At 55.7% G+C, this 21,199-nt stretch carries 20 protein-coding genes; 9 read left to right on the forward strand and 11 right to left on the reverse strand.

What is annotated here, in order from left to right; all coding sequences use genetic code 11:
* The first annotated feature begins 45 nt into the window (after positions 1-45).
* A complete protein-coding gene (locus OSB_RS12635; RefSeq protein ID WP_049835334.1) occupies positions 46-465 on the forward strand; it encodes a tellurite resistance TerB family protein in 420 nt (139 codons plus the stop codon).
* On the opposite strand, the gene dacB is transcribed toward OSB_RS12635, so the two are convergent.
* Together dacB and OSB_RS12645 are read right to left on the reverse strand one after the other, a co-directional pair.
* Positions 462-2,048: a D-alanyl-D-alanine carboxypeptidase/D-alanyl-D-alanine endopeptidase gene (gene dacB / locus OSB_RS12640; RefSeq protein WP_049835335.1), complete on the reverse strand. Its 1,587-nt coding sequence runs from the start codon at positions 2,046-2,048 to the stop codon at positions 462-464. The genes OSB_RS12635 and dacB overlap by 4 nt on opposite strands.
* A 9-nt stretch (positions 2,049-2,057) precedes the next feature.
* Positions 2,058-2,693: a nicotinate-nucleotide adenylyltransferase gene (locus tag OSB_RS12645; protein WP_082166469.1), complete on the reverse strand. Its 636-nt coding sequence runs from the start codon at positions 2,691-2,693 to the stop codon at positions 2,058-2,060.
* A gap of 203 nt (positions 2,694-2,896) precedes the next feature.
* Here OSB_RS12645 and OSB_RS12650 point away from each other — a divergent pair, with 203 nt between their 5' ends.
* The 3 genes from OSB_RS12650 (at position 2,897) to OSB_RS12665 (ending at position 8,209) form a co-directional block, all read left to right on the forward strand.
* Positions 2,897-4,666: a putative bifunctional diguanylate cyclase/phosphodiesterase gene (locus tag OSB_RS12650; RefSeq protein ID WP_049835336.1), complete on the forward strand. Its 1,770-nt coding sequence runs from the start codon at positions 2,897-2,899 to the stop codon at positions 4,664-4,666.
* Between the two features lie 72 nt (positions 4,667-4,738).
* The gene (ettA, locus tag OSB_RS12655) at positions 4,739-6,394 is read left to right on the forward strand and encodes an energy-dependent translational throttle protein EttA (protein WP_049835337.1); all 1,656 of its coding nucleotides are present in this window, start codon (positions 4,739-4,741) and stop codon (positions 6,392-6,394) included.
* Positions 6,395-6,877: 483 nt separating this feature from the next.
* Positions 6,878-8,209, forward strand: coding sequence for a glycosyltransferase family 61 protein (locus tag OSB_RS12665; protein WP_049835339.1), 1,332 nt, complete (start codon positions 6,878-6,880; stop codon positions 8,207-8,209).
* A 2-nt stretch (positions 8,210-8,211) separates the two neighbouring features.
* On the opposite strand, the gene OSB_RS12670 is transcribed toward OSB_RS12665, so the two are convergent.
* Positions 8,212-8,949, reverse strand: a complete 738-nt coding sequence (locus tag OSB_RS12670) for a hypothetical protein (RefSeq protein WP_049835340.1) — start codon at positions 8,947-8,949, stop codon at positions 8,212-8,214.
* Positions 8,950-8,962: 13 nt separating this feature from the next.
* Entirely contained in the window at positions 8,963-9,487 is a 525-nt protein-coding gene (locus OSB_RS12675; protein ID WP_049835341.1) for a PhnA domain-containing protein, read from the reverse strand.
* Between the two features lie 268 nt (positions 9,488-9,755).
* On the opposite strand from OSB_RS12675, the gene OSB_RS12680 reads away from it, so the two are divergent.
* Positions 9,756-9,962, forward strand: coding sequence for a cold-shock protein (locus tag OSB_RS12680; RefSeq protein WP_015496137.1), 207 nt, complete (start codon positions 9,756-9,758; stop codon positions 9,960-9,962).
* 77 nt (positions 9,963-10,039) lie between these two features.
* Here the strand turns inward: OSB_RS12680 and OSB_RS12685 are convergent, their stop codons facing one another.
* From OSB_RS12685 to OSB_RS12695, 3 genes are all read right to left on the reverse strand, one after another.
* On the reverse strand, positions 10,040-10,318 hold the full coding sequence (locus OSB_RS12685) for a hypothetical protein (RefSeq protein ID WP_049835342.1): 279 nt from the start codon (positions 10,316-10,318) through the stop codon (positions 10,040-10,042).
* A 148-nt stretch (positions 10,319-10,466) separates the two neighbouring features.
* Positions 10,467-10,676, reverse strand: coding sequence for a dodecin family protein (locus OSB_RS12690; protein WP_049835343.1), 210 nt, complete (start codon positions 10,674-10,676; stop codon positions 10,467-10,469).
* A 70-nt stretch (positions 10,677-10,746) separates the two neighbouring features.
* On the reverse strand, positions 10,747-11,349 hold the full coding sequence (locus OSB_RS12695; protein ID WP_049835344.1) for an arylesterase: 603 nt from the start codon (positions 11,347-11,349) through the stop codon (positions 10,747-10,749).
* 73 nt (positions 11,350-11,422) lie between these two features.
* Between OSB_RS12695 and OSB_RS12700 the strand changes: the two genes are divergently transcribed.
* Genes OSB_RS12700 through OSB_RS12710 form a run of 3 tightly spaced genes read left to right on the forward strand, consistent with a single transcriptional unit; the run spans position 11,423 to position 15,189 of the window.
* Positions 11,423-12,109 (forward strand): ABC transporter ATP-binding protein, encoded by a 687-nt coding sequence (locus OSB_RS12700; RefSeq protein ID WP_049835345.1) that lies wholly within the window; start codon positions 11,423-11,425, stop codon positions 12,107-12,109.
* The gene (locus OSB_RS12705; protein WP_082166470.1) at positions 12,106-14,637 is read left to right on the forward strand and encodes an ABC transporter permease; all 2,532 of its coding nucleotides are present in this window, start codon (positions 12,106-12,108) and stop codon (positions 14,635-14,637) included. Before OSB_RS12700 ends, OSB_RS12705 begins: the two co-directional genes overlap by 4 nt.
* 3 nt (positions 14,638-14,640) lie before the next feature.
* The gene (locus OSB_RS12710) at positions 14,641-15,189 is read left to right on the forward strand and encodes a gamma-glutamylcyclotransferase family protein (RefSeq protein WP_049835346.1); all 549 of its coding nucleotides are present in this window, start codon (positions 14,641-14,643) and stop codon (positions 15,187-15,189) included.
* Here OSB_RS12710 and gltX read toward each other — a convergent pair.
* From gltX to OSB_RS12730, 4 genes are all read right to left on the reverse strand, one after another.
* The gene (gltX, locus tag OSB_RS12715; RefSeq protein WP_049835347.1) at positions 15,173-16,495 is read right to left on the reverse strand and encodes a glutamate--tRNA ligase; all 1,323 of its coding nucleotides are present in this window, start codon (positions 16,493-16,495) and stop codon (positions 15,173-15,175) included. The two genes, OSB_RS12710 and gltX, sit on opposite strands and share 17 nt — an antisense overlap.
* Before the next feature lie 79 nt (positions 16,496-16,574).
* Positions 16,575-17,009, reverse strand: coding sequence for a DUF1801 domain-containing protein (locus tag OSB_RS12720; RefSeq protein WP_049835348.1), 435 nt, complete (start codon positions 17,007-17,009; stop codon positions 16,575-16,577).
* Positions 17,010-17,050: 41 nt separating this feature from the next.
* Positions 17,051-17,707, reverse strand: coding sequence for a hypothetical protein (locus OSB_RS12725; RefSeq protein ID WP_049835349.1), 657 nt, complete (start codon positions 17,705-17,707; stop codon positions 17,051-17,053).
* 90 nt (positions 17,708-17,797) lie between these two features.
* Positions 17,798-19,456 (reverse strand): NAD+ synthase, encoded by a 1,659-nt coding sequence (locus tag OSB_RS12730; RefSeq protein ID WP_049835350.1) that lies wholly within the window; start codon positions 19,454-19,456, stop codon positions 17,798-17,800.
* Positions 19,457-19,594: 138 nt separating this feature from the next.
* Between OSB_RS12730 and OSB_RS12735 the strand changes: the two genes are divergently transcribed.
* On the forward strand, positions 19,595-21,034 hold the full coding sequence (locus tag OSB_RS12735) for an MORN repeat-containing protein (RefSeq protein ID WP_049835351.1): 1,440 nt from the start codon (positions 19,595-19,597) through the stop codon (positions 21,032-21,034).
* Positions 21,035-21,199: the final 165 nt, after the last annotated feature.

A 21,199-nucleotide genomic window follows, 5' to 3' on the forward strand; every position in this document is an offset into this window, starting at 1 on the left:
GCGTTGGCGTCAATAAATGTACACTCAACAACAGGAGCATCATCCATGTCCGATACGCCATCCCTTACCGCCCAAGACGCGCTATGCGCCGTGATGATCGCGGTTTCTGCCAGCGACGAAAACATCCGCACGGCTGAATTGGTGAAGATCACAAACATTATCAATAACTTGCCAGTGTTTGCGGAATACGACGCCGACCATGTTCCGCGCGTTTCACAAACGGTATTGGACCTGTTTGACCAAGAAGACGGTCTGGACGCACTGTTCGGCCTTATCCGCGACACCCTGCCAGAACGCCTGAACGAAACCGCCTATGCGCTGGCCTGTGATGTGGCGGCCGCTGATGGTGAAATCGCGCAATCCGAACTGCGGATGCTCGAGGAAATGCGGTACGAGCTGAACATCGACCGTCTGCACGCCGCAGCGATTGAACGCGGCGCCCGTGCGCGGCACATGACGCTCTAATTCGCCGGAACTTCCAATTGCGCATCAATATCAACGCCTTGTGAATACGGGCGGTCGTCGTCGTACGTCAGGCTCCAACGTTGCAGCAACACCTGCTGCAACCGCTTGGCGCGACGGTTCCACTCAATTGATCCGGCAGGAACTTCGTCGCCCGCAGCCTTACCCTGTTCGCGTCTCTCAAGGTTGGCCGCAATAATCGCGAACGTAACATCGGACCCATCAGCCGTTTCAACATAGCCCGCCAAACTGCTTACAAAATTCAGCGTTCCGGTCTTTGCACGCACTTCGTTCGGGAAGTTCTCAATCCGGTCATTGTCAGCATCCCGCATCGGGATGCGCCGCAAAATCGGACGTAGCGGCCCATCTGCCCCAACGGCCTGCATGACCTTCACCATATCGGATGCACTCACACGGTTCGCGTCACTTAGCCCAGAATGGTCAACGAAACGGCCCTCAATGCCGTAGGTTTCCCCCAACCAACGTGTCATTTGCGCAGCCGAACTTTCGATTACCAAAGACGTGCGATACCGCGCTTGCGTCGCAGCCAATCCGCAGATTTCAGCCGTCAAATTCGTGGAATAAAGCAACATTTCCTGCAGTATCACCCGCAAAGTCGCGCTGCTATGCTGCGCGATTTCAGTGCCTTCCGGCAGATCATCGACCACTTCTGGCGCAGGCAAAGGCACCCCAACCTCACGTGCAAGCGTTTGAAATACATCGCCAGCATATAACGCAGGCTGGCGCACAGGCATCCAACGCGAACCACCGTTCCCAAGCGCTGATCTCGCAACGGACCAACTATCTGGGCCATCGGTTGCAAACACAGGCGAACCGCGATCAACAATACGCACATTAGCCATGTAGACGCGCGGCACCCGGGTTTCTGTACGGGCATCCATCGTCGTCTGCCAACTGCCGTCCACCCGTTTCCATTCAAAATGCACGCGATTGAAGTTTAGGTTCAGCCCGCTGACGGCAGGGTTATATCCCAAATGGTCCAGCTGGCTCGGCTCGATCTCTTCGGCGTAGGGCAGCGCACCGCGCCAGCAAAGGAACTTGCCCGTGATTTCGTTCACGCCAGCCGCTTTCAGCGCCTCAGCCAGTTCTGCAAGGTGATCCGCAGAAAGCGTCGGATCGCCGCCACCTGCCAAAATCAAATCACCACGTAAAACCCCACCTTCAACGGGTCCTGTAGCAAACAGGCGCGTGATAAACCGGAACGCGCCGCCCAACGCATCCAGCGCGTATAGCGCGGTTACGGCCTTGGTAACGCTGGCCGGTGGCAAGGCCACATCGCCATCAATCTGCTCAATCACCTCACCCGTGCGCGCATCTGTCAGCACAACGCCGACCGTGCCATCCAGATCAGCCGAAGCAACAATCTGCTCAAGCGTGGCGCGCATCCTTGGCGCAATACGTGGGATCGGGCTGGTCTCAAGCGCAACATTCACCTCGCTAACCGGCGCGACACCAGATCGCGCATTCGGGCGCAATGAAGACAACGGCGCTTCGGCCAAGGCGGCACCTGCTGCTGTCGACAACAAACCACCCAAAACAGCGCGACGGGAAAACTTCACTGACATCCTGAAACCTTATTTACTCTTTGATGTATCTTTATCGGCATCTGCGCCCCAAGTCCCTGTCGCACGGATCGCGGTTGATGACGATTGCGACATCGGCAAATTCGTAAAGGCCCAACTTGGCGCCTGTGTTTGCCCCAAAAGCCGCGCAGCCCGCCCGATTAGCCGTTCATCGCGATAAATTCGCGCCGCCCGTGACAGACGCGCCGAAATCCGATCCCCCGGTCGCGCCAAAACACCAACGGGGACGCGCGCCATTATATCTTGCCAATCCTGCCACAAATGGAATTGCGTCAGGTTATCCGCCCCCATCAGCCATACAAATCGGACATCAGGATAAAGGCGTTGCAAAGCGGCAATCGTCTTCGCTGTGTAGCGTGTGCCCAACTGCGTCTCGATGTCAGTCACCGTCACCCTTGGGTGCTGCATGACGTCCTGCGCCCTTGCGACACGGTCTTCGATCGGCGCCGGTCCACGTGTTTTCAACGGATTAGCAGGGCTTACAAGCCACCAAACGCGATCCAGACCAAACCGCTCCATCGCTGCTTTGGTGATATGCACATGCCCATCATGGGCCGGGTCAAACGACCCTCCCAGCAATCCCACCACTTGTCCGGCGGGCGCATATGGCATCCGATTACGTTGCATTGTGTTTCCTTACGCAGCCGGTGTCCCAAAGGCAATTCCGCGCGTGACCATCAATTTCCAAATTAAGCTTTTCGTCGATTGGTTAACGAACCGATAGTAATTAGCGATTAGAAAGCGAGGGAGTAATAGGTTGAAGTCATGTCAAACTCTTTAGTGGTCGTTCTGATCCTACTACTAATCGCGGCCTTTGTTGCGCCACTGATATGGAACCTTGCACGCAAAAAAATAGATACCTAAAATCCCGCGCCGCCCAGGCGGATTACTTTCGCCTCGCTTGCGAGAACGCAGCTGATGGCATTTTGGTTCAAGATCTTAATGCGAAGACCCTTTGGGCGAACCAAGCCTATGCAGACATTCACAATCTCGACCTGAATAACATAATTGGCCGAAGCCCACTCGAATATGCTTTGCCTAAAGATAAGACGCCGACAAAAGAAGAGATACAGGATTTCAGGTATGATCCAGATGATCCAAAATGGAATGGTTTCGAACTGGTTAAGAACCAACGCCCGGACGGGTCCGAGTTTTGGAACCAGATCAGCATTTCGTTCGTAAAAAACTCAGACGGCGCCGAGAACGCGATCGTTGTGTGCCGCGATGTTACCGAACAAGTAACGCAAGAAAACCAGCTCCGTAAAATCGGCTACGAACTGGAACATCAGGCCTCGCATGACAGTCTTACCGGCATCCCTAACCGTGCTGCATTTCTTGCTTTTATTAGTCAGGAAATGGCAGCTCCGGACCGCGCGGCAGTTGGCTTGCTTCATATTGACCTAGACAATTCCAAAGCCATTAACGACACGCATGGCCATTCGGGGGGCGACGCTGTCTTGCGGCATACGGCCAACATCATCCAAGGGCTTATCCGCGATAGTGATTTGGTCGCACGCGTTGGTGGTGATGAATTTGTTGTTGTTTGCCCACTCGTGAACAACCCCGATTTTTTGACACGGTTCAGCAGCCAACTGCTGAACACCTTGGCAGAACCGTTCGAGTGGAACGGCCGCAAGCTCCAAGTCGAGGCCAGCATTGGCGCAGCGGTCTCTCAATCAAGGTACGACACGCCCGAAGACCTTCTTGTTCGATCAGATTTCGCACTCTATGAGGCAAAGCATAACGGGCGCTATCAAGTTGTCACATACGACACGGCCCTTCGCGACCAACACGCCTTTCAAACCCGCCGCGAACGCGAGCTTGCTGACGCGATTGATGGCGGAAATCTTGATTTCTTTTTCCAACCACAGCTGTGTCTAAGAACCGGCGAGATCATCGGAATGGAAACCCTCGTGCGCTGGATCCATCCCTCTGACGGGTTGATCGAGCCAAACGACTTCCTGACGTTGGTACGCGATTTGGGGCTTCTTGGCGTGATGGACCTTTCGGCGATGGACGCTGCGCTTGCCGAAAAAAGGCGACTAAATCTCGCAGGCTTTGATGACATTGGTGTCGCCTTTAATGCCTCGCCAGAGCTATTGGCACATCCTGATTTCATCAATCGTTTGGTTTGGGCTGTCGAAGCTGGCGAGATTGATCGAAGTCAGATCACGATCGAAGTCCTCGAAACCACAAACTTCGGAGACGCCACTCACAAGGCGTCACACGCGGCGATTATTCACGACCTGCGTCACGCTGGTTTTGGCGTTCACTTAGACGATTTTGGCATCGGTTTTGCGGGCCTGTCGCACCTCGCCGCTCTGGACGTGAGTGGTGTGAAAATCGATCGAGGGCTCGTAAGCAACCTGCTAAATGACACGACCTGTCAAAAAATCGTTCGCAAAATTATTGAACTTTCGAACGACCTCGGACTGATCGTGACGGCTGAAGGTGTCGAAGACGCCCTGACTGCGACAGCCCTTCAAGAGATGGGTTGCAGCGTAATTCAAGGCTATTGGCTTTCCAAACCTATGCCTTCTGAAAATCTGATCGGTTGGATCGAAAATCAGGACCGTCACACTCACCCGCTGCGCGCTTAAAGCCCCATTGCACCGCCGCTGTCCCCCGCGTATTCACGTCACAAATATAGTTTTTCTCGGGGGACCTCGCACATGGCGGCCTATCAATATGTCTACTTCATGGACGGCGTGTCCAAAACTTACCCCGGCGGGAAAAAGGTATTTGAAAACATACGCTTGAACTTCCTCCCTGGCGTGAAAATCGGCGTCGTCGGTGTGAACGGTACGGGTAAATCCACGCTGATGCGGATCATGGCCGGCCAAGATAAAGAATTCCAAGGCGAAGCTTGGGCCGCTGAGGGTGCAACTGTTGGCTACCTTCCGCAGGAACCTGAACTCGACGCGAACCTGTCCGTGCGTGAAAACGTCATGCTTGGCGTTGCTGCGAAAAAGGCTGTTCTTGATCGCTACAACGAACTGGCGATGAATTACTCGGATGAAACAGCCGATGAAATGGCCAAGCTTCAGGACGAAATCGACGCACAGAACCTCTGGGATCTCGACGCTCAAATCGACGTTTCCATGGAAGCGCTACGCTGCCCACCAGATGATGCAGACGTCACAACACTTTCGGGTGGTGAAAAGCGTCGCGTGGCCCTGTGCCAGCTCCTCCTCGACGCGCCAGACATGCTGCTGCTCGATGAACCGACCAACCACCTCGACGCCGAAACAATCGCGTGGCTGCAACAGCACCTCATTGATTACAAAGGCACAATCTTGATCGTCACGCACGACCGCTACTTCCTCGACGCGATCACAGGTTGGATTTTGGAACTCGACCGTGGTTCAGGCATCCCTCATGAGGGTAACTATTCCAGCTGGTTAGAGGCCAAAGCAAAGCGTCTGGAACGCGAAGCCAAGGATGACAAATCCAAACAGAAAACGCTGGAACGCGAACTGGAATGGATGCGCCAAGGCGCAAAAGCCCGCCAAGCGAAGTCCAAAGCGCGTATCAGCGCCTATAACGACCTCGCCAACCAGTCCGAGCGTGAAAAACTGGGCCGCGCCCAGATCATCATTCCGAACGGTCAACGCCTCGGCTCACAGGTCATCGAAGTCGAAGGCCTTACAAAGGCGATGGGCGACAAACTTCTCGTCGAAAACCTCAGCTTTGACCTCCCACCCGGCGGCATAGTCGGCGTAATCGGCCCCAACGGCGCCGGTAAATCCACGCTGTTCTCTATGCTCACCGGCCAACTTGAACCCGACTCCGGTACGGTCACATACGGCGACACGGTGCAGCTGTCCTACGTTGACCAATCCCGCGATGCACTGGATGCGGAAAACTCCGTCTGGGAAGAAATCACAGGTGGCGCAGAAGTCATTCAACTTGGCGACGCCGAAATGAACTCCCGCGCCTATTGCTCGGCGTTCAACTTCAAAGGCGGCGATCAGCAGAAGAAACTCGGCGTGTTGTCGGGTGGTGAACGCAACCGCGTCCACATGGCCAAGCTATTGAAATCAGGCGGAAACGTCCTGCTCCTCGATGAACCGACCAACGATCTGGACGTTGAAACGCTGCGTGCCCTCGAAGACGCGCTTGTCGACTTCGCAGGCTGTGCTGTTGTGATTTCCCACGATCGCTTCTTCCTCGACCGCATCTGCACACACATCCTCGCATTCGAGGGCGAAGCCCACGTCGAATGGTTCCAAGGTAATTTTGAGGACTACGAAGAAGACAAGAAAAAGCGCCTTGGTGCTGATGCGATGGAACCCAAGCGGATGAAGCACAAGAAGTTCGCGCGTTAATCTCATGAGATTGCTCACCGCGATCGTTATTTGGAATTTGTTGATCCCGTCATTGGCCTTTGCCGATGCACGGGTCTACAACTGTTCCCTGACCTCGTTAGGACAACTAAGGAACGCTGAACTTCGTCTTTATGAATTTGACAGGGTCGTCCATTCGGCTTTCGCACAATTCACGTTAGAAGATGGGGACACCCTACCATTCGTGTTCATTTGCGATGATTTTTGCAAAATGGAGATTCAGGATCTCGGAATAACCTATAGGTTAATTTTTGATCCGCCACTTTCACGTGGATCTGAAGTCATCATTGCAGGGACAAATAGCTACGACGATGACAAGGACTTCGTAGATAGGTTCAGTGTCACGCGATGCAATATGACCGTGAACGCTGGCCAGTAAGGCGGTCACTTCCGCTTCACAAATTCCGTCAAAATCACGATCCACGACTTTCAAAGCGTCCTAACTAAGTGATAGTCAGACTGAATATGGTTCTTCCCTACGACACCCCAGCACTTGATGCTTATTGGATGCCATCCCGTGACGGCGGCATTCATCGGCTCGGCCCGATGCCCGCGCCATGGGAAAAGGTGCGCGGTGGTACTATCAAAACCACAACCCTAACCGATAAGCAGCGGATCAATCGGCTTTGGTCGCGTGAGTGGAAAGCCCTTAAAAGCGACAAACAGTTTACCTCTGCCGTGGAAACCGACGTACGGCCTGTCGTTATTGAAAACCTTACGGTATCCGACACGCATCTTGCGGTGAATGGCAAATGGTTGGTGACAGGTCCATCCGGTGCGCGGCTTCTTGGGACAACGGGACGCGCCGCAAAGAAAGCTCGCGGTCAAGCTGCGGCAGTCAAAGAACTCAACGCGTTCTTCACTCAGGCCCGCCAGCAGTCCACTGAACTTCCTCTTTGGGAGGACGATATTGCAGGGCTGGACTTCGTCATCGAAGCGAGGAACCTGAAAAACTACTTTCACTTTGTGCGCGAGACCTTTTCCGTCTTCGCCCTCATCGCTGATCTGAAAGGTTTCACAGGTCGCATAATCATCGTTGCCAAAGATCGCGACGTTCCCGCATTCGTTCTGGCTCATATCGCTGCAATTTTCCCCGAACTCCGCGACAAAGTTGACATCCGCCAAGCGCCCGCCACATTTGAACGCGCGATCATTGCCCACTACAGCGACACTTCGTATTTCTACCAACCCGAGGCCAAGATCGAAGGATTGATCCCCGAAAACCAACCACTCGCCAAAGACGAGGTAGGTACAAATCTGGTTAAACTTATCATCCTAAATAGCTACTCGCGCTCGCTGCGAAAACTGCGCGAGGCAGCGCATAAACGTATTGAGGACCAATGGTTTGACCATCTTCCGGAACGCTTTTGGGTTAGCCGCCGCTCTACCCCTGGCCATGATCGCACCATCGAAAACGAAGACGAGATAATCGCGCTTCTTGAACCTTACGGCTTTAAGAAAATCTATTTTGAGGACTACGCCCCCCTCACACAGGTCGGGATCATGCGCGACGCGGATATAATGATTTCTTATCACGGGGCTGGCTTCACCAACATGCTTTATGCTGGTACGCAGGCCCGCATTATCGAACTCGGGACACTGCAAACAGCACGCCTCAGAATGGATGACTTTACGGGTTTCGCAAATGCATCGCAGTCTGATTACACCGTCGCGGTTGCAGACTTCCCCGATGAATTCGGAGACGTTGTCCCCCCGATGCGTGGCGCAGGGATATATCCCGTCCGGATGAGCGACGCCGCCGTCGAAAGGCTCATCGCGTTGGTCAAAACGCTCTAGCGTCAGCCCTTTAGCGCAGCGCCATATCCAAGGCGCGCTTCAAGCTCATCGTCCAGATTGTCCCGAATAAACGCCATGTCCGCGTCCGAAATCACGTCCGCCGTCACGCGTGTTTTCTCGCGACCTTTGGCCCCAACATGGCCTGTCACTTCGATGTCAGGTTTGGCGTCGATCCCAAAAAGATCGGCAATCTCACGTAACATTTCCGCAGGCTCTAGCCGCGCTACGTCATAATCAACGACCACGCAATTACATTCACGGTTCAACAGGCCAAGGAAGCTCTGGTTCTTAATCTTACGCATTTCCAACGGGTTAGCAAAACGCGCACCCGTAATCGGATGGCGATCAATCTGGTTGGCAGTTTTATGATCCCTGTTCATCCCGTTATAGCCCCAGCGGGCATGGCCGAAGTCCTTGGGGCGGTACTGATCATACCACTGCGTGCGCAAAAACTCCGAGAATGGTAGACCTTCGTGCGAAATGGCGAAGGGGCGGTTGTGCAAGCTGGACAGCCAAGTGATGGGCGAGCGGACAACCACAACAATCAACGCAGATCGCGCGATACAGGGCATCGTTGGATGCCCGTGCTTCCAGCCATACTTTGTTGTTTCCGTTAGCGGAAAATTGTCGGCGATCAGCTTGGCGACGTAGTTCGTCCCCGTGCGGCGTTCTCCGAACACCTGGTAGTGGTCGATCGGACGGTTGTGAAATTTGACGTGCTCTAGCGTGTGCGTGCCCATCTGAATGTCCGTCCTATTTCCGCTTCACAAACTCAGTCAAAATCACGATCCGCTGGCCTTCGACCTTACCTTCAATATGACCCGCGTTTTCCGGCACCAGTGAAATATTTCGCACAGCTGTACCGCGTTTGGCGGTAAATCCGGCACCCTTCACAGGCAAGTCTTTGATCAAGACGACCGTATCGCCATGTTCCAGCCGCATGCCGTTGCTGTCAAAGTGTTCCACCTCGACGGCCACGTTTTGCGCCCGTGCCATCACCTCTGGTTCCATCATCATGCTTTCGCGTGCATCAGAGGCCCACATCTCGTCAATCTCGCCGAGTTTGCGCCAAACAGCGATCTGCACGGACGGCTCACCAGACCACATCGCCCCCTCAAGACAGCGCCAGTGGGCCGCCGGAACATCGCCCTCACCGCGACAAGACGGGCAAAGCAGCACCTGATCCTCGGGTGGAACATCAACACTCGCCAGCCCCTCAGACGCGCCACAAAACTCGCAAACGCTGCCCGCGCGATCCATCAGTTCATCCCAGCGCATCTTTGTAATCCTTAGCTTTTTCCCGCTCCACAGACACCGAAGTCTGTCAAATCACAAGCCCCTTCAACCCTGGCGGGAAATTGCCAACCGCGTGAAAGTACGGCCTTTCCCCTTGTCAAACAGGCTTTCCTGCCCCATATGAGCCTTGCAAACGTTATTCTATCTCGACCCTCTGTCTTCCTATCAAGGCTTACAGTTCTTCGATCTAGCACTGACTACGCCACGGTTGCCGCACTTCGCGGGCGACATTTTAAAAGGAAGACATGACATGGCCAACGGTACAGTCAAATGGTTCAACACAACAAAAGGCTTCGGCTTTATCGCTCCTGAAACTGGCGGCAAGGACGTTTTCGTTCACATTTCCGCAGTTGAGCGTTCCGGCCTCACAGGTCTGGCAGACGATCAAAAGGTAACTTTTGACGTTGAAGCTGGCCGCGACGGTCGTGAGTCCGCGGTTAACCTCGCACTCGCATAAGCTTTCGGCCTTTTGGCCAAAGTTAAGGGCGGTACCTACGGGTGCCGCCCTTTTTCGTGCCTGCTCGATTTATTGAATTAGGCGGCCGCGTCTTTGATGTCTTCCACGACGTCTTCTACTACGTCTTTGACAGTTTCTTCGACGGCTTCAGGCGCGGGCAGCGCCAGTGCTTCGTCTGGCATCTGTTCAGGCAGTTCGACAGAGATCAGTCCAGTGTTCAAATTAACGCCGACGATAGGCTTATCACCCATCAAAGCCAAAACGCTGTTCAACTCTTCAAGCGCACGCGCAACTGTGTCGCGCTGTTTTTCAATTTTGGCTTTGCCGCCAACTTTACCTAGCAAGAACTTAAACATGATTATCCCCAATGGTTTCACCAAAAGCTTATGCTTTGCGCAACTCACACGGGAGGGGAAATGCCCGCAATCGTTCCCACACGGTGTCAATTCGCCGTGAAGATAGGCGCCGCAGTCCTGCAGCGCCCATTTTTTAGCCAGCAGGCTTTTAGTCTTCCAGAACGAAAGTCAGCTTCAGAACAACACGGTACTCGTCGATCTTGCCGTCGTTGACTGTCACCTTTTGGTCCGCGACCCATGCACCAGTAATACCTTTAAGCGTCTTAGATGCACGCTTGATGCCGTTCTCGACAGCGTCATCAAATGACTTGGACGAGGAACAGATAACTTCTGTGACTTTTGCGATTGAATTGGACATAACAGTTCTCCCTATTGGTTAAGCCGTCAGGCTAGCGCCCAGTTCAGCAGACGTCCACGCTCTCGTTGGGTTACTCTGAAATCAGCTCAAGAACCGCTGGGCCAATACCTTCGACGATTTTATCCACCCCATCCGCATTCGGATGGATTCCGTCCGCTTGCATATAACGCGCACGCGCCGCGTCTAGATCAGCGCCGGCATTCAACGGTTCAAAGAAGTTCTCATACAACGCAGCCTCATATTCCTGCGCCAAGTCCGGATAGATACCCTCAAACGCCGCTTCGTATTCAGGACCATAGTTGGACGGTGCATCCAGCCCGACCAGCAGCACCTCAACGCCGGCGTCAGCGGCGGCACTTAGAATGCCATCTAAGTTCGCACGGCTCAGTGCCGGGTCCAGCCCGCGCAGCAAATCATTGCCACCAAGGTTCACAATCATCGCATCCACATCCGGCGTCAGCGTCCAAGCAACGCGGCTTAAACCACCCGCAGTCGTATCCCCTGACACGCCTGCGTTGATCACCTCTACATCGGCACCCTGTTCGCGCAACCACCCTTCAAGCTGCGGAACAAAACCGTCTTCAATCGGCAGCCCGTAGCCCTGCGTCAATGAATCCCCCAACGCCGCAATCGTCACAGTTTCCGCCTGTGCGGTTCCGACTGCTAAAATCATCCCCAAACAAAGGTTGCGGACGCAGCGAAATACCCCATATCCAAAGGATGTGATTTCACCAAAGGCCGCCCCAATGACAGATGCCCTTACTCTCACCGATGTTTCCCTATCGCTCAGTGGCAATGCCGGAACAGTCGACATCTTGCACGACATCTCACTGTCAGTCGCTACAGGGGAAACTCTGGGGTTGGTCGGGCCAAGTGGGTCTGGCAAATCGTCTCTCCTGATGCTGATGGGCGGGCTGGAAACCGCTACGTCTGGTTCAATTGCTGCGCTCGGTACAGACATCACATCTTTAGGTGAAGATAACCTTGCGCGCTTTCGTAGGGATAATATGGGGGTGGTGTTCCAGTCTTTCCACCTCATTCCTACAATGACCGCCCTTGAAAACGTCGCGACCCCGCTGGAACTCGCTGGCGTGCGCGATGCTTATGCGCGTGCCGCCGCGGAACTGGATGCCGTTGGCCTCGCTAATCGCGCCGATCACTATCCTGCGCAAATGTCAGGTGGTGAGCAACAACGCGTCGCCCTCGCCCGTGCGTCCGTAACCCGCCCCAAGCTGCTTTTGGCGGATGAACCCACCGGTAACCTCGACGAAACCAACGGCGCGGCAATCATCGACATGCTGTTTGGCTTGCGCGAACAACACGGCGCAACCTTGATCATGGTGACCCATTCCAACGAACTTGCGGCACGCTGTGATCGCGTGATCCGCCTTCGGGATGGTCGCATCGACACCGTAAAGGCCGCAGCTGAATGATGTCAGCGCAATTTAAACTCGCATGGACCTTCGCAAAACGCGAACTACGCGGTGGCTTGCACGGCTTTCGCATCTTCCTCGCCTGTCTCGCGCTTGGCGTGGCTGCCATCGCCGCTGTCGGAACCGTTCGCGCCTCTATCCAATCGGGCCTTGAAACCGAAGGTGCCGCCCTCCTAGGCGGCGATGCCGTCGTACGCTTCACCTACCGCTTTGCCAATGACGACGAACGCACATGGATGTCCTCCATCGCCAGCCGAGTGTCAGAAACCACCGATTTCCGTTCAATGGTCGTGGTTAACCGCGCCGAGGTCGAACGCGGCCTCACCCAAGTCCAAGCCGTTGATGACCTCTACCCACTTATCGGCGAAACCACCCTCGACCCGCCCATGCCCCTCGCCCAAGCCTTCGCTGGCACTGACACTTTCCCCGGCGGCGTTCTTGAGCGCGTCCTTGCTGACCGCCTCGGGCTTAGCGCTGGCGATACCTTCAACTTGGGCGACCAAACCTTCGTCCTTTCGGCAATCCTTGTGACCTACCCCGACAATTCAGGCGGCGGCTTTGGCCTAGGCCCGCGTACATTGGTTCTGCTCAAAGACCTCGAAAACTCCGGCCTTCTGGCGACGGGCACCTTGATGGAAAGCAACTATCGCCTCGATTTACCCAACGACGTTGACCTCGAAGCCCTTGAAACCGAAGCAGAAACCAAATTCGAAAACTCGGGCCTTCGTTGGCGCGATGCCCGCGCAGGCGCGCCAGGTGTTGCGCGTTTCGTGGATCGTATCGGTGCGTTCCTTATCCTTATCGGGCTGTCAGGTCTCGCTGTCGGTGGCGTTGGTGTGTCCTCAGCCGTGCGTTCCTACCTCAGCGGCAAAGCCCCCGTCATCGCGATCCTGAAAACCCTCGGCGCGTCACGGCGCACGATCTTTCTGACGTATTTCCTTCAAATCGGCATTCTTACCCTCGTCGGCGTCGCCCTTGGCCTCATCCTTGGCGCTGCAATCCCGCTCGCCTTCGCGCCCATTTTTGAGGCCCGTCTGCCAATCCCATCCGACTTCACCCTACACGCCGCCCCCCTGTTTGAGGCCGCAATCTACGGCGCCCTTGCCGCCCTCATCTTCACGCTTTGGCCCCTCGCCCGCACCGAGGATATCAAGCCAGCGACCCTGTTCCGCGACGCATTTGGCGCAGGAAAAACCCTGCCAGCGCCCAAATACCTCATCGCGACACTGCTCCTGCTCGCCATACTTATCGGCGCTGCGATCCTGTTCACAGGCACCGCATTCCTCACGCTTTGGACTACAGGCGGCATCCTTTTCGCGCTCGCCCTGTTGGTCACAGCCGCTGTCATCGCACGCTGGACAGCTAGCCGGTTCCGCCGCCTCAGCCGTGGCCGCCCCGCCCTTCGCGCGGCCCTCAGCTCAATCGGCGCACGGGGCGGTGAAACCACCTCCGTGGTCCTCTCCCTTGGTCTCGGCCTCTCGGTCCTTGCGGCCGTCGGGCAGATTGACGGCAACCTGCGCGGTTCCATCGCGAATGAACTGCCCGACATCGCCCCAAGCTACTTTTTCGTCGACATCCAGCCAGACCAAATCGACGGCTTTCGCGCCCGCCTCGACAACGACGCGCAGGTATCAGAATACGAAGCTGCCCCAATGCTGCGCGGCATCATCACCCAGATCAACGGCATTCCCGCCCGCGACGTCACCGACCACTGGGTTCTGCGCGGCGACCGTGGCATTACCTATTCCGCGCAACCGGGCGACGGGACAATCATAACCGAAGGCGAATGGTGGCCCGAAGACTATTCAGGCCCGCCCCTCATCAGTTTTTCCGCTGAAGAAGGCCTCGAAATGGGCCTCAACATCGGGGACACTATCACCACCAACATCCTCGGGCGCGATATCGAGGCGACCATCGCCAGCTTCCGGGAGGTATCATTCGAGGACGCGGGCATGGGCTTCATCATGTCGATGAACCCTGCCGCGCTGCAGGGCGCACCCCACTCGTGGATCAGCACCGTCTATTCAGACCCAAGCGCCGAAGCCGCGATCCTGCGCGACCTCGCCACCAGCTACCCCAACATCACCGCGATCCGCGTCCGCGACGCCATCGATCAAGTCGTGCAACTGCTTGGCGGGATATCTGCCGCCACCCGCTACGGTGCGCTTGCGACGCTCCTCACAGGGTTCCTTGTTCTGATTGGGGCCGCCGCCGCGGGCATTCGTGCGCGCACATATGAGGCGGCGGTGCTCAAAACACTCGGGGCTTCACGCTCCACAATCCTACTCAGCTTCGCACTACGGTCCGCCCTCCTTGGGTTGGCAGCAGGGCTCGTCGCGCTCGCAGCGGGTATCGCCGGCGGCTGGGCCGTTAGCACCTTCATCATGGAGACTGACTTCACCCCAATTTGGTCCTCAGCGGGTATCATTATCCTTGGCGGAATGGGGGCAACACTGCTTGCTGGCCTCGCTTTTGCATGGCAACCTTTGGCCGCAAAACCTGCCCAAGTCCTTCGCGCGAGAGAGTAAACCATGACCCACCCCCGCTTCTTTGGCTACGGCAGCCTCGTTAACCTCGCAACGCACACCTATCCTGACCCAACCCCTGCGGAACTGGTCGGTTGGCGGCGGGTTTGGCGTCATTCAAACGCATTTCCCGTCGCGTTTCTGTCAGTCGAACCCTGCCCTGTCACCACGTTGCACGGCATCACGGCCCAAGTGCCAAACGCGGATTGGGCCGCGTTGGACGAACGTGAAAACGTTTACAATCGCCGCGATGTTACGGATCAGTTCACCAGCCAAACTACCGTCTATGAAGCAAACCCCGACTTCACAGCACCGCAGGGTACAAAACACCCCATCCTGCTTAGCTATCTTGATGTGGTCATCGCCGGATACACCACCCTAATGGGTGACGCCGGTCCTGCGCATTTCTTTGAAACGACAACAGGTTGGGTGCCCGTCATCGACGACCGCGCCAATCCACGCTACCCACGCGCGCAACCGTTAACGGAGCAAACCCGCACTTGCGTTGATGACGCCCTAGCAACCCTCGCGGTTGAGGTTAGACCTTCGGTTTAACCTGCAAGAGCGGCATGACGTCCGCCATTTCAGGCCCGCGTGTGCGCCCAGTCACCGCATGGCGTAGCGGCATAAACAGCCCCTTACCCTTGCGGCCAGTCGCTTCTTTCACGGCAGATGTCCAAACGCCCCAGGTATCATCGGCGTAAGGCGGCTCCCCGAGCAGCGCCAAAGCCTGTGGGATAAATTCTGCGTCTTCATCGGCAACCTGCGGGTCAGCACCATCACGGAACACAGCCCACCAATCATTCATCTCTTCCAATGACGCGATGTTTTCACGCACGACATTCCAGAACCGCTCGCCCAAATCTGCAGGCACACCCAGCGCAGTAACAGCGTCTGCTACTTCACTGTAAGGACGAGCAGCCAACCAACGTGCCGTCAACGGGCCAAGGTCATCCGCGTCAAACTTCGTCGGAGCCGAGCCGAACTTGGACAAATCGAAACCAGAGACAACTTCATCGATGCTTTCGCGCAGCTCAACCGGATCAGACGACCCCAGACGCGCCATCAAAGACAGGATCGCCAACGGCGCGACCCCATTCTTGCGCAAATCGCGCAGTGCCAAAGTGCCAAGACGCTTGGACAATGCTTCGCCCTGCGGACCCGTCAAAAGCGAGTGGTGCGCAAAGCTCGGAACAGTGCCGCCCAGCGCTTCGATCATCTGGATTTGCGTCGCTGTATTGGTCACATGGTCGGACCCGCGCACAACATTCGTCACGCCCATTTCCGTGTCATCAACAACGGACGCCAACGTATACAAAATCTGGCCATCGTTCTTGAACAACACAGGGTCACTCACCGACGCTGCATCAATGGAGATGTCCCCGATAATGCCATCCGTCCACTCGATCCGCTTGTGATCCAGCTTGAACCGCCAATGCGATCCACCGCGTTCAGCCCGCAACGCATCCTTCTCGTCCTCGGACAAGGCCAACGCCGCACGGTCGTACACAGGCGGTTTACCCATATTCAGCTGCTTCTTACGCTTTAGGTCCAATTCAACCGGCGTCTCGAAACATTCATACAAGCGGCCCATCTCAATCAAACGCTGCTTGGCCGCGTCGTAACGCTCCAACCGCTTGGATTGGTATTCGATCCGGTCCCAAGAAATCCCGAGCCACGTCAGGTCTTCCATGATCCCATCAATATATTCCTGCTTGGAACGTTCTGGGTCCGTGTCATCAATCCGCAAGATGAACTCGCCACCCGCCTGACGCGCGATTGCGTAGTTAAACAGCGCAGCGCGCAGGTTACCAATGTGAATATAGCCTGTTGGGGAAGGTGCGAAACGGGTCGTTGTCATGGGATCTAATTCCGTCTGAAAGAGTTACAAAGCCTCTTTCATAGCCACGCACCAATGTCCACATTTAGCCCAACGCAGCCTAGGACGGGCTAACCGGATAAATCTTTCCCAAATCCCTTAAACCTGCACGGATCAGTTCTTCCAAAACAGCCATATCGATATCGGCTAGCTTGGTGACATACAGGCACGCCTTACCGACCTTGTACTTCCCCAAACGTGACAAAATCTCATCGTAGTCCTGATACCCCGGCATGATGTAAATGCTCTGCGCTGCCTTGCGCGGGCTAAACCCGCTGGCGTTGCAATCGCCTTCGCGCCCAGAGTCGTATTTGTAATGATACGAGCCATACCCAACAATCGTTGCCCCCCACATCTTCGGCTGCCATCCCGTAATCTTGCGAAACAGTGCATCCAAAACCAACGCATCAGCGCGGCGCACCGGATGTTCAACCGCCTCAAGAAACGCGCGAACATCCGCGTCTGTCTCTTGGGTTTTGTTCTTCGCGTCCGCCATGCATCGCCCTTCGTTAAGGTGAGCTTAGCACAGCAAATCCGTCAAATCACCTTGCGGCCCTTAAAAAGTCGGTCCGATAACTTCGGCACCGACTGCACAGGGCTTCCAGAGGCGGCCTGCGATTGGGGGCTCGCGAACGAATGCCCAACGGCAGTCGCCGTCGGCATAGGGTTAGCGTGGCGGCGATCAGCAGGCGGTGCAACTGGTCTGACAAGTCGTGAAGCCGGACTAGTTAACATTGCTTCGTTCAGGTCTTCCTTCCGCTGCGCGTGGCGGGCATAGGTTTCAATGTCGCTCGCCATGTCTTTGACTGGCCCACTCATGTACGCGGGATTTATCTGTACGCGACCTCCAAGGATGTTCTTTCCGGTCTTGATGATCAAAGACCGTGAGATCGGGATGAACCACATATAAGTCGTGTGAACTTTTGCTCCGCGATACTCATCCCAGCTGCGCTTTGGTTTGCCCATCACCGAGAACCCGTCTGCGTCTGCTTCAAAACTCGGCGCTGGGTTAAGGTGATTTTTGACAAGCGGGTAGACCATCGCCAACCCGAAGACCGCGAACATCAAAGGCACAGCAATCGAACCGTCCGACGACCAGGTTTTAAACTGAAGCGCTATAAACAGTGCAAACCCACCAATTCCGGCAGATTTCTTAAGGGAGCGATCACTGGGGTAAAGTGCAATTGGTGTCATGGTTCCGCCTTTTGGTTACCCAAAAACCGTACCTGCAGCTTATGACCAAACTTTATCCAAATTGTGGAAAAGCTCGTTCAAAGTATTAATTCAGCCGTTATCGCGCCAGCGGTTCACAATCGGATAGCGCCGATCCAGCCAGAAAGCTTTCATCGAAAGGCGCGGCCCCGGTGCAGACTGAAAGCGTTTGTATTCACTGATATAAAGCAGGTGTTCGATCTTTTTGACGACATCGCGGTCATATCCTGCGGCAACACAGTCCGCGACACTGGCCTCATCATCCACCAGCATCGTCAGGATGCCATCAAGCACATCATATTCCGGCAAGCTGTCGCTGTCTTTCTGATCGTCCCGCAATTCAGCACTTGGAGGCTTGTCGATGATCGCCACAGGGATCATTTCTCCAGCCGGCGCTTTCATCCAAGGGCGGTGGTTCGCATTACGCCAGCGGCAAATATCAAATACCCGCGTTTTATAGAGGTCTTTGATGGGGTTATATCCACCAGACATATCACCATAGATCGTCGCATAGCCCACGGCGACCTCGGATTTGTTGCCTGTTGTCAGAAGCATTTCACCAAACTTGTTGGATTGCGCCATCAACAACAAGCCTCTGATCCGGCTCTGGATGTTTTCTTCCGTCAGCCCCTCGTCAAGACCTTCAAACAGTGGGGCCAGCGTTTCCGTCACAGCCGTGCGGGTCGCGCCAATCGGCACGATGTCATATTTAACGCCCAGCGCCGCTGCCGCCGCCTTGGCATCCGTCAAAGACCCTTCTGATGTGTATTCAGACGGCAGCATCACGCAGCGCACATTTTCCGGCCCCAGCGCATCCGCAGCAATCGCTGCAACAATAGCCGAATCCACGCCACCAGACAGGCCAAGCAGAACTTTCTTGAACCCAGTCTTCGCCATGTAGTCGCGCAAACCCGCAACCATTGCGGCGTAATCGGTCTCCATGCTGTCAGGCTCAAGCGCCTTATCGCCGTCTTCAGCGACCCAACCTTCGTTCGTCCGAACGAAATCTACATGCGCAATGGCTTCATCGAACCACGGCAATTGAACGGCCAAGGCCCCATGTCGGTTCAACACGAACGAGCCGCCGTCAAACACCTGATCATCCTGCCCACCAACCATATTCAAATACACAAGCGGCACATCACATTCCGTGACCCGCGCAACCATCTGGTTCATGCGCACGTCATGTTTGTTGCGAAAGTACGGGCTGCCATTGGGCACCATCAACACTTCAGCACCGCTTTCAACCATGGCTTCACACACGTCAGGATACCAAGAATCCTCACAGATTGGCGTGCCAACCCGCAACGGTCCCGCATCCCATGGGCCTTGCATGTCGGCGCGGCTAAACAGGCGAACTTCATCGAAGACATTGAAATTAGGCAGGAAATACTTGCGCGTAGTAGATACCACTTTGCCGCCCTTCAGGATGAAATACGCATTGCGCAGCTTGTCACCCTCGCGCATTGGCCCACCAATCCCTAGCATCGGCCCATCCGCGCAATCCGCCATCAACTGATCAAGCGCCGCCATAGCGTCCCGCTCGAACGCGGCCTTTAGGATCAAATCCTGCGTCTGATAGCCTACAAGAAACATCTCTGGCAGCATCACCAAATCAGCCCCCGCATCACGCCCCTTCGCCCAAGCATCACGTGCTTTGGCTGCATTGCCCGCAATATCCCCAACAGAAGGGTTCAATTGCGCCAGTGTTACGCGAAAACGGTCAGTCATTGTGTGGCCTTTCATCGGTCTTACCCCCATCTAATCCGACAGAGCGGCAAGGGAAAGCCGAAGCCGCAGAACCCCGTTGAATTGGTCTGCTCCTACGCTTAACGTAGCGCAAATATTTCAGCGAAAGACCGACCCACCATGATGCGCTTCACGCCCCACCTGCTCGCCGCGCTTATGCTGGCAACACCCGCCGCAGCGCAGTCTGTGCAAACCAAACAATACGACGATGGTGGCATCTACGAAGGTCAGTTCCTCAACGGGCTGCAACACGGCCAAGGCGCTTACACCCTCCCCAACGGTTATCGCTATGAAGGCGAATGGTTTGAAGGCGAAATTCGCGGTGATGGTACTGCGCAATTCCCCAACGGATCGATCTACGAAGGCCAGTTTGCAGCCGGCAAACCCGAAGGCTTCGGCGTGATCAACTTTGCCGACGGCGGCACCTATGAAGGCGACTGGCTAGACGGAAAAATCACAGGCCGTGGCATTGCGCGTTACGCCAATGACGTCGTCTATGAAGGCGACTTTCGAAATGCCATGCATCACGGCCAAGGCACCATGACCTCTCCGGGCGGGTATATCTATGCAGGCCCGTGGGTGAATGGCGTTAAAGAAGGCGAGGGATCTATCACCTATCCTGATGGCGCGGTCTATGTTGGCTCCCTCGCGGATGGCGAACGCCAAGGCGTCGGCAAACTGACAATGCCTGACGGCCTTATTTATGAAGGCACATGGGCCAACGGCCAGATCGAAGGCACAGGCCGCCTGACCCAACCCAATGGCGATATCTATGAAGGCGACCTCGTGGCTGGCAAACGCAATGGCACCGGCACTGTCACCTACGCCAATGGTGACGTCTACGCTGGCGGCTTCGCCAATGATCTGCGCGACGGGGACGGCACGTTCACGGGCGCTGATGGCTACCGCTATGCAGGCGAATGGTCCGAAGGCCAGATTGAAGGTACTGGCAGCGTTACATACCCCGACGGCTCGACCTACGCGGGCACATTCATGGACGACCTCGCCCACGGCACAGGCAAAATCACTTATCCCGATGGTTCCACTTATGAAGGCGGCTGGGACGGCGGCGTGATAAACGGCACGGGCATCGCGACCTACGCCAATGGGCTGGTCTACCAGGGCGAATTCCTGAACGCCAAAAACCACGGCCAAGGCACCATGACATACGCTGACGGTTATACCTATGTCGGCGCTTGGGCAGACGGCCAGCGCAGCGGCTTTGGCACCGCCACCTACGCCGACGGCACAATCTATGAAGGCGAATTTACAGGTGGCCAACGCAATGGCTCCGGCAAAATCACCATGGCAGATGGCTTCACCTATGAGGGCCAGTGGGACACCGGCGAAATCTCTGGCCTTGGCGTCGCAACCTACACCAATGGCGACATCTATACTGGTGAATTCCGTTCAGGCCGCCGCCAAGGGACCGGCACCATGACTTACGCCGCCTCTGGCCAAGATGCGGACGGCGAATGGCAAGACGGCGCACTGGTCACACAAGGCGCAAGCAGCCCCGCAACTGAAGGTGTTGTGGTTGAGGAACCCGCGACCGAGTGATGTTCGGCTTGCGTGCTTAAGACCACGCATGCCCCTAGCTCCAAACGTTCGGCTACCCGATCACTTAGTGTAGGCTAGTCCAGAATGGGCTTGGTCTGGTTCAAAAAAAGGCAGATCGTTGTGGTTTTTGCGGCCAATTTTTTCAACAACCGATGATCCGTCGTT

The sequence above is a fragment of the Octadecabacter temperatus genome (assembly GCF_001187845.1).
Lineage (GTDB): Bacteria > Pseudomonadota > Alphaproteobacteria > Rhodobacterales > Rhodobacteraceae > Octadecabacter > Octadecabacter temperatus.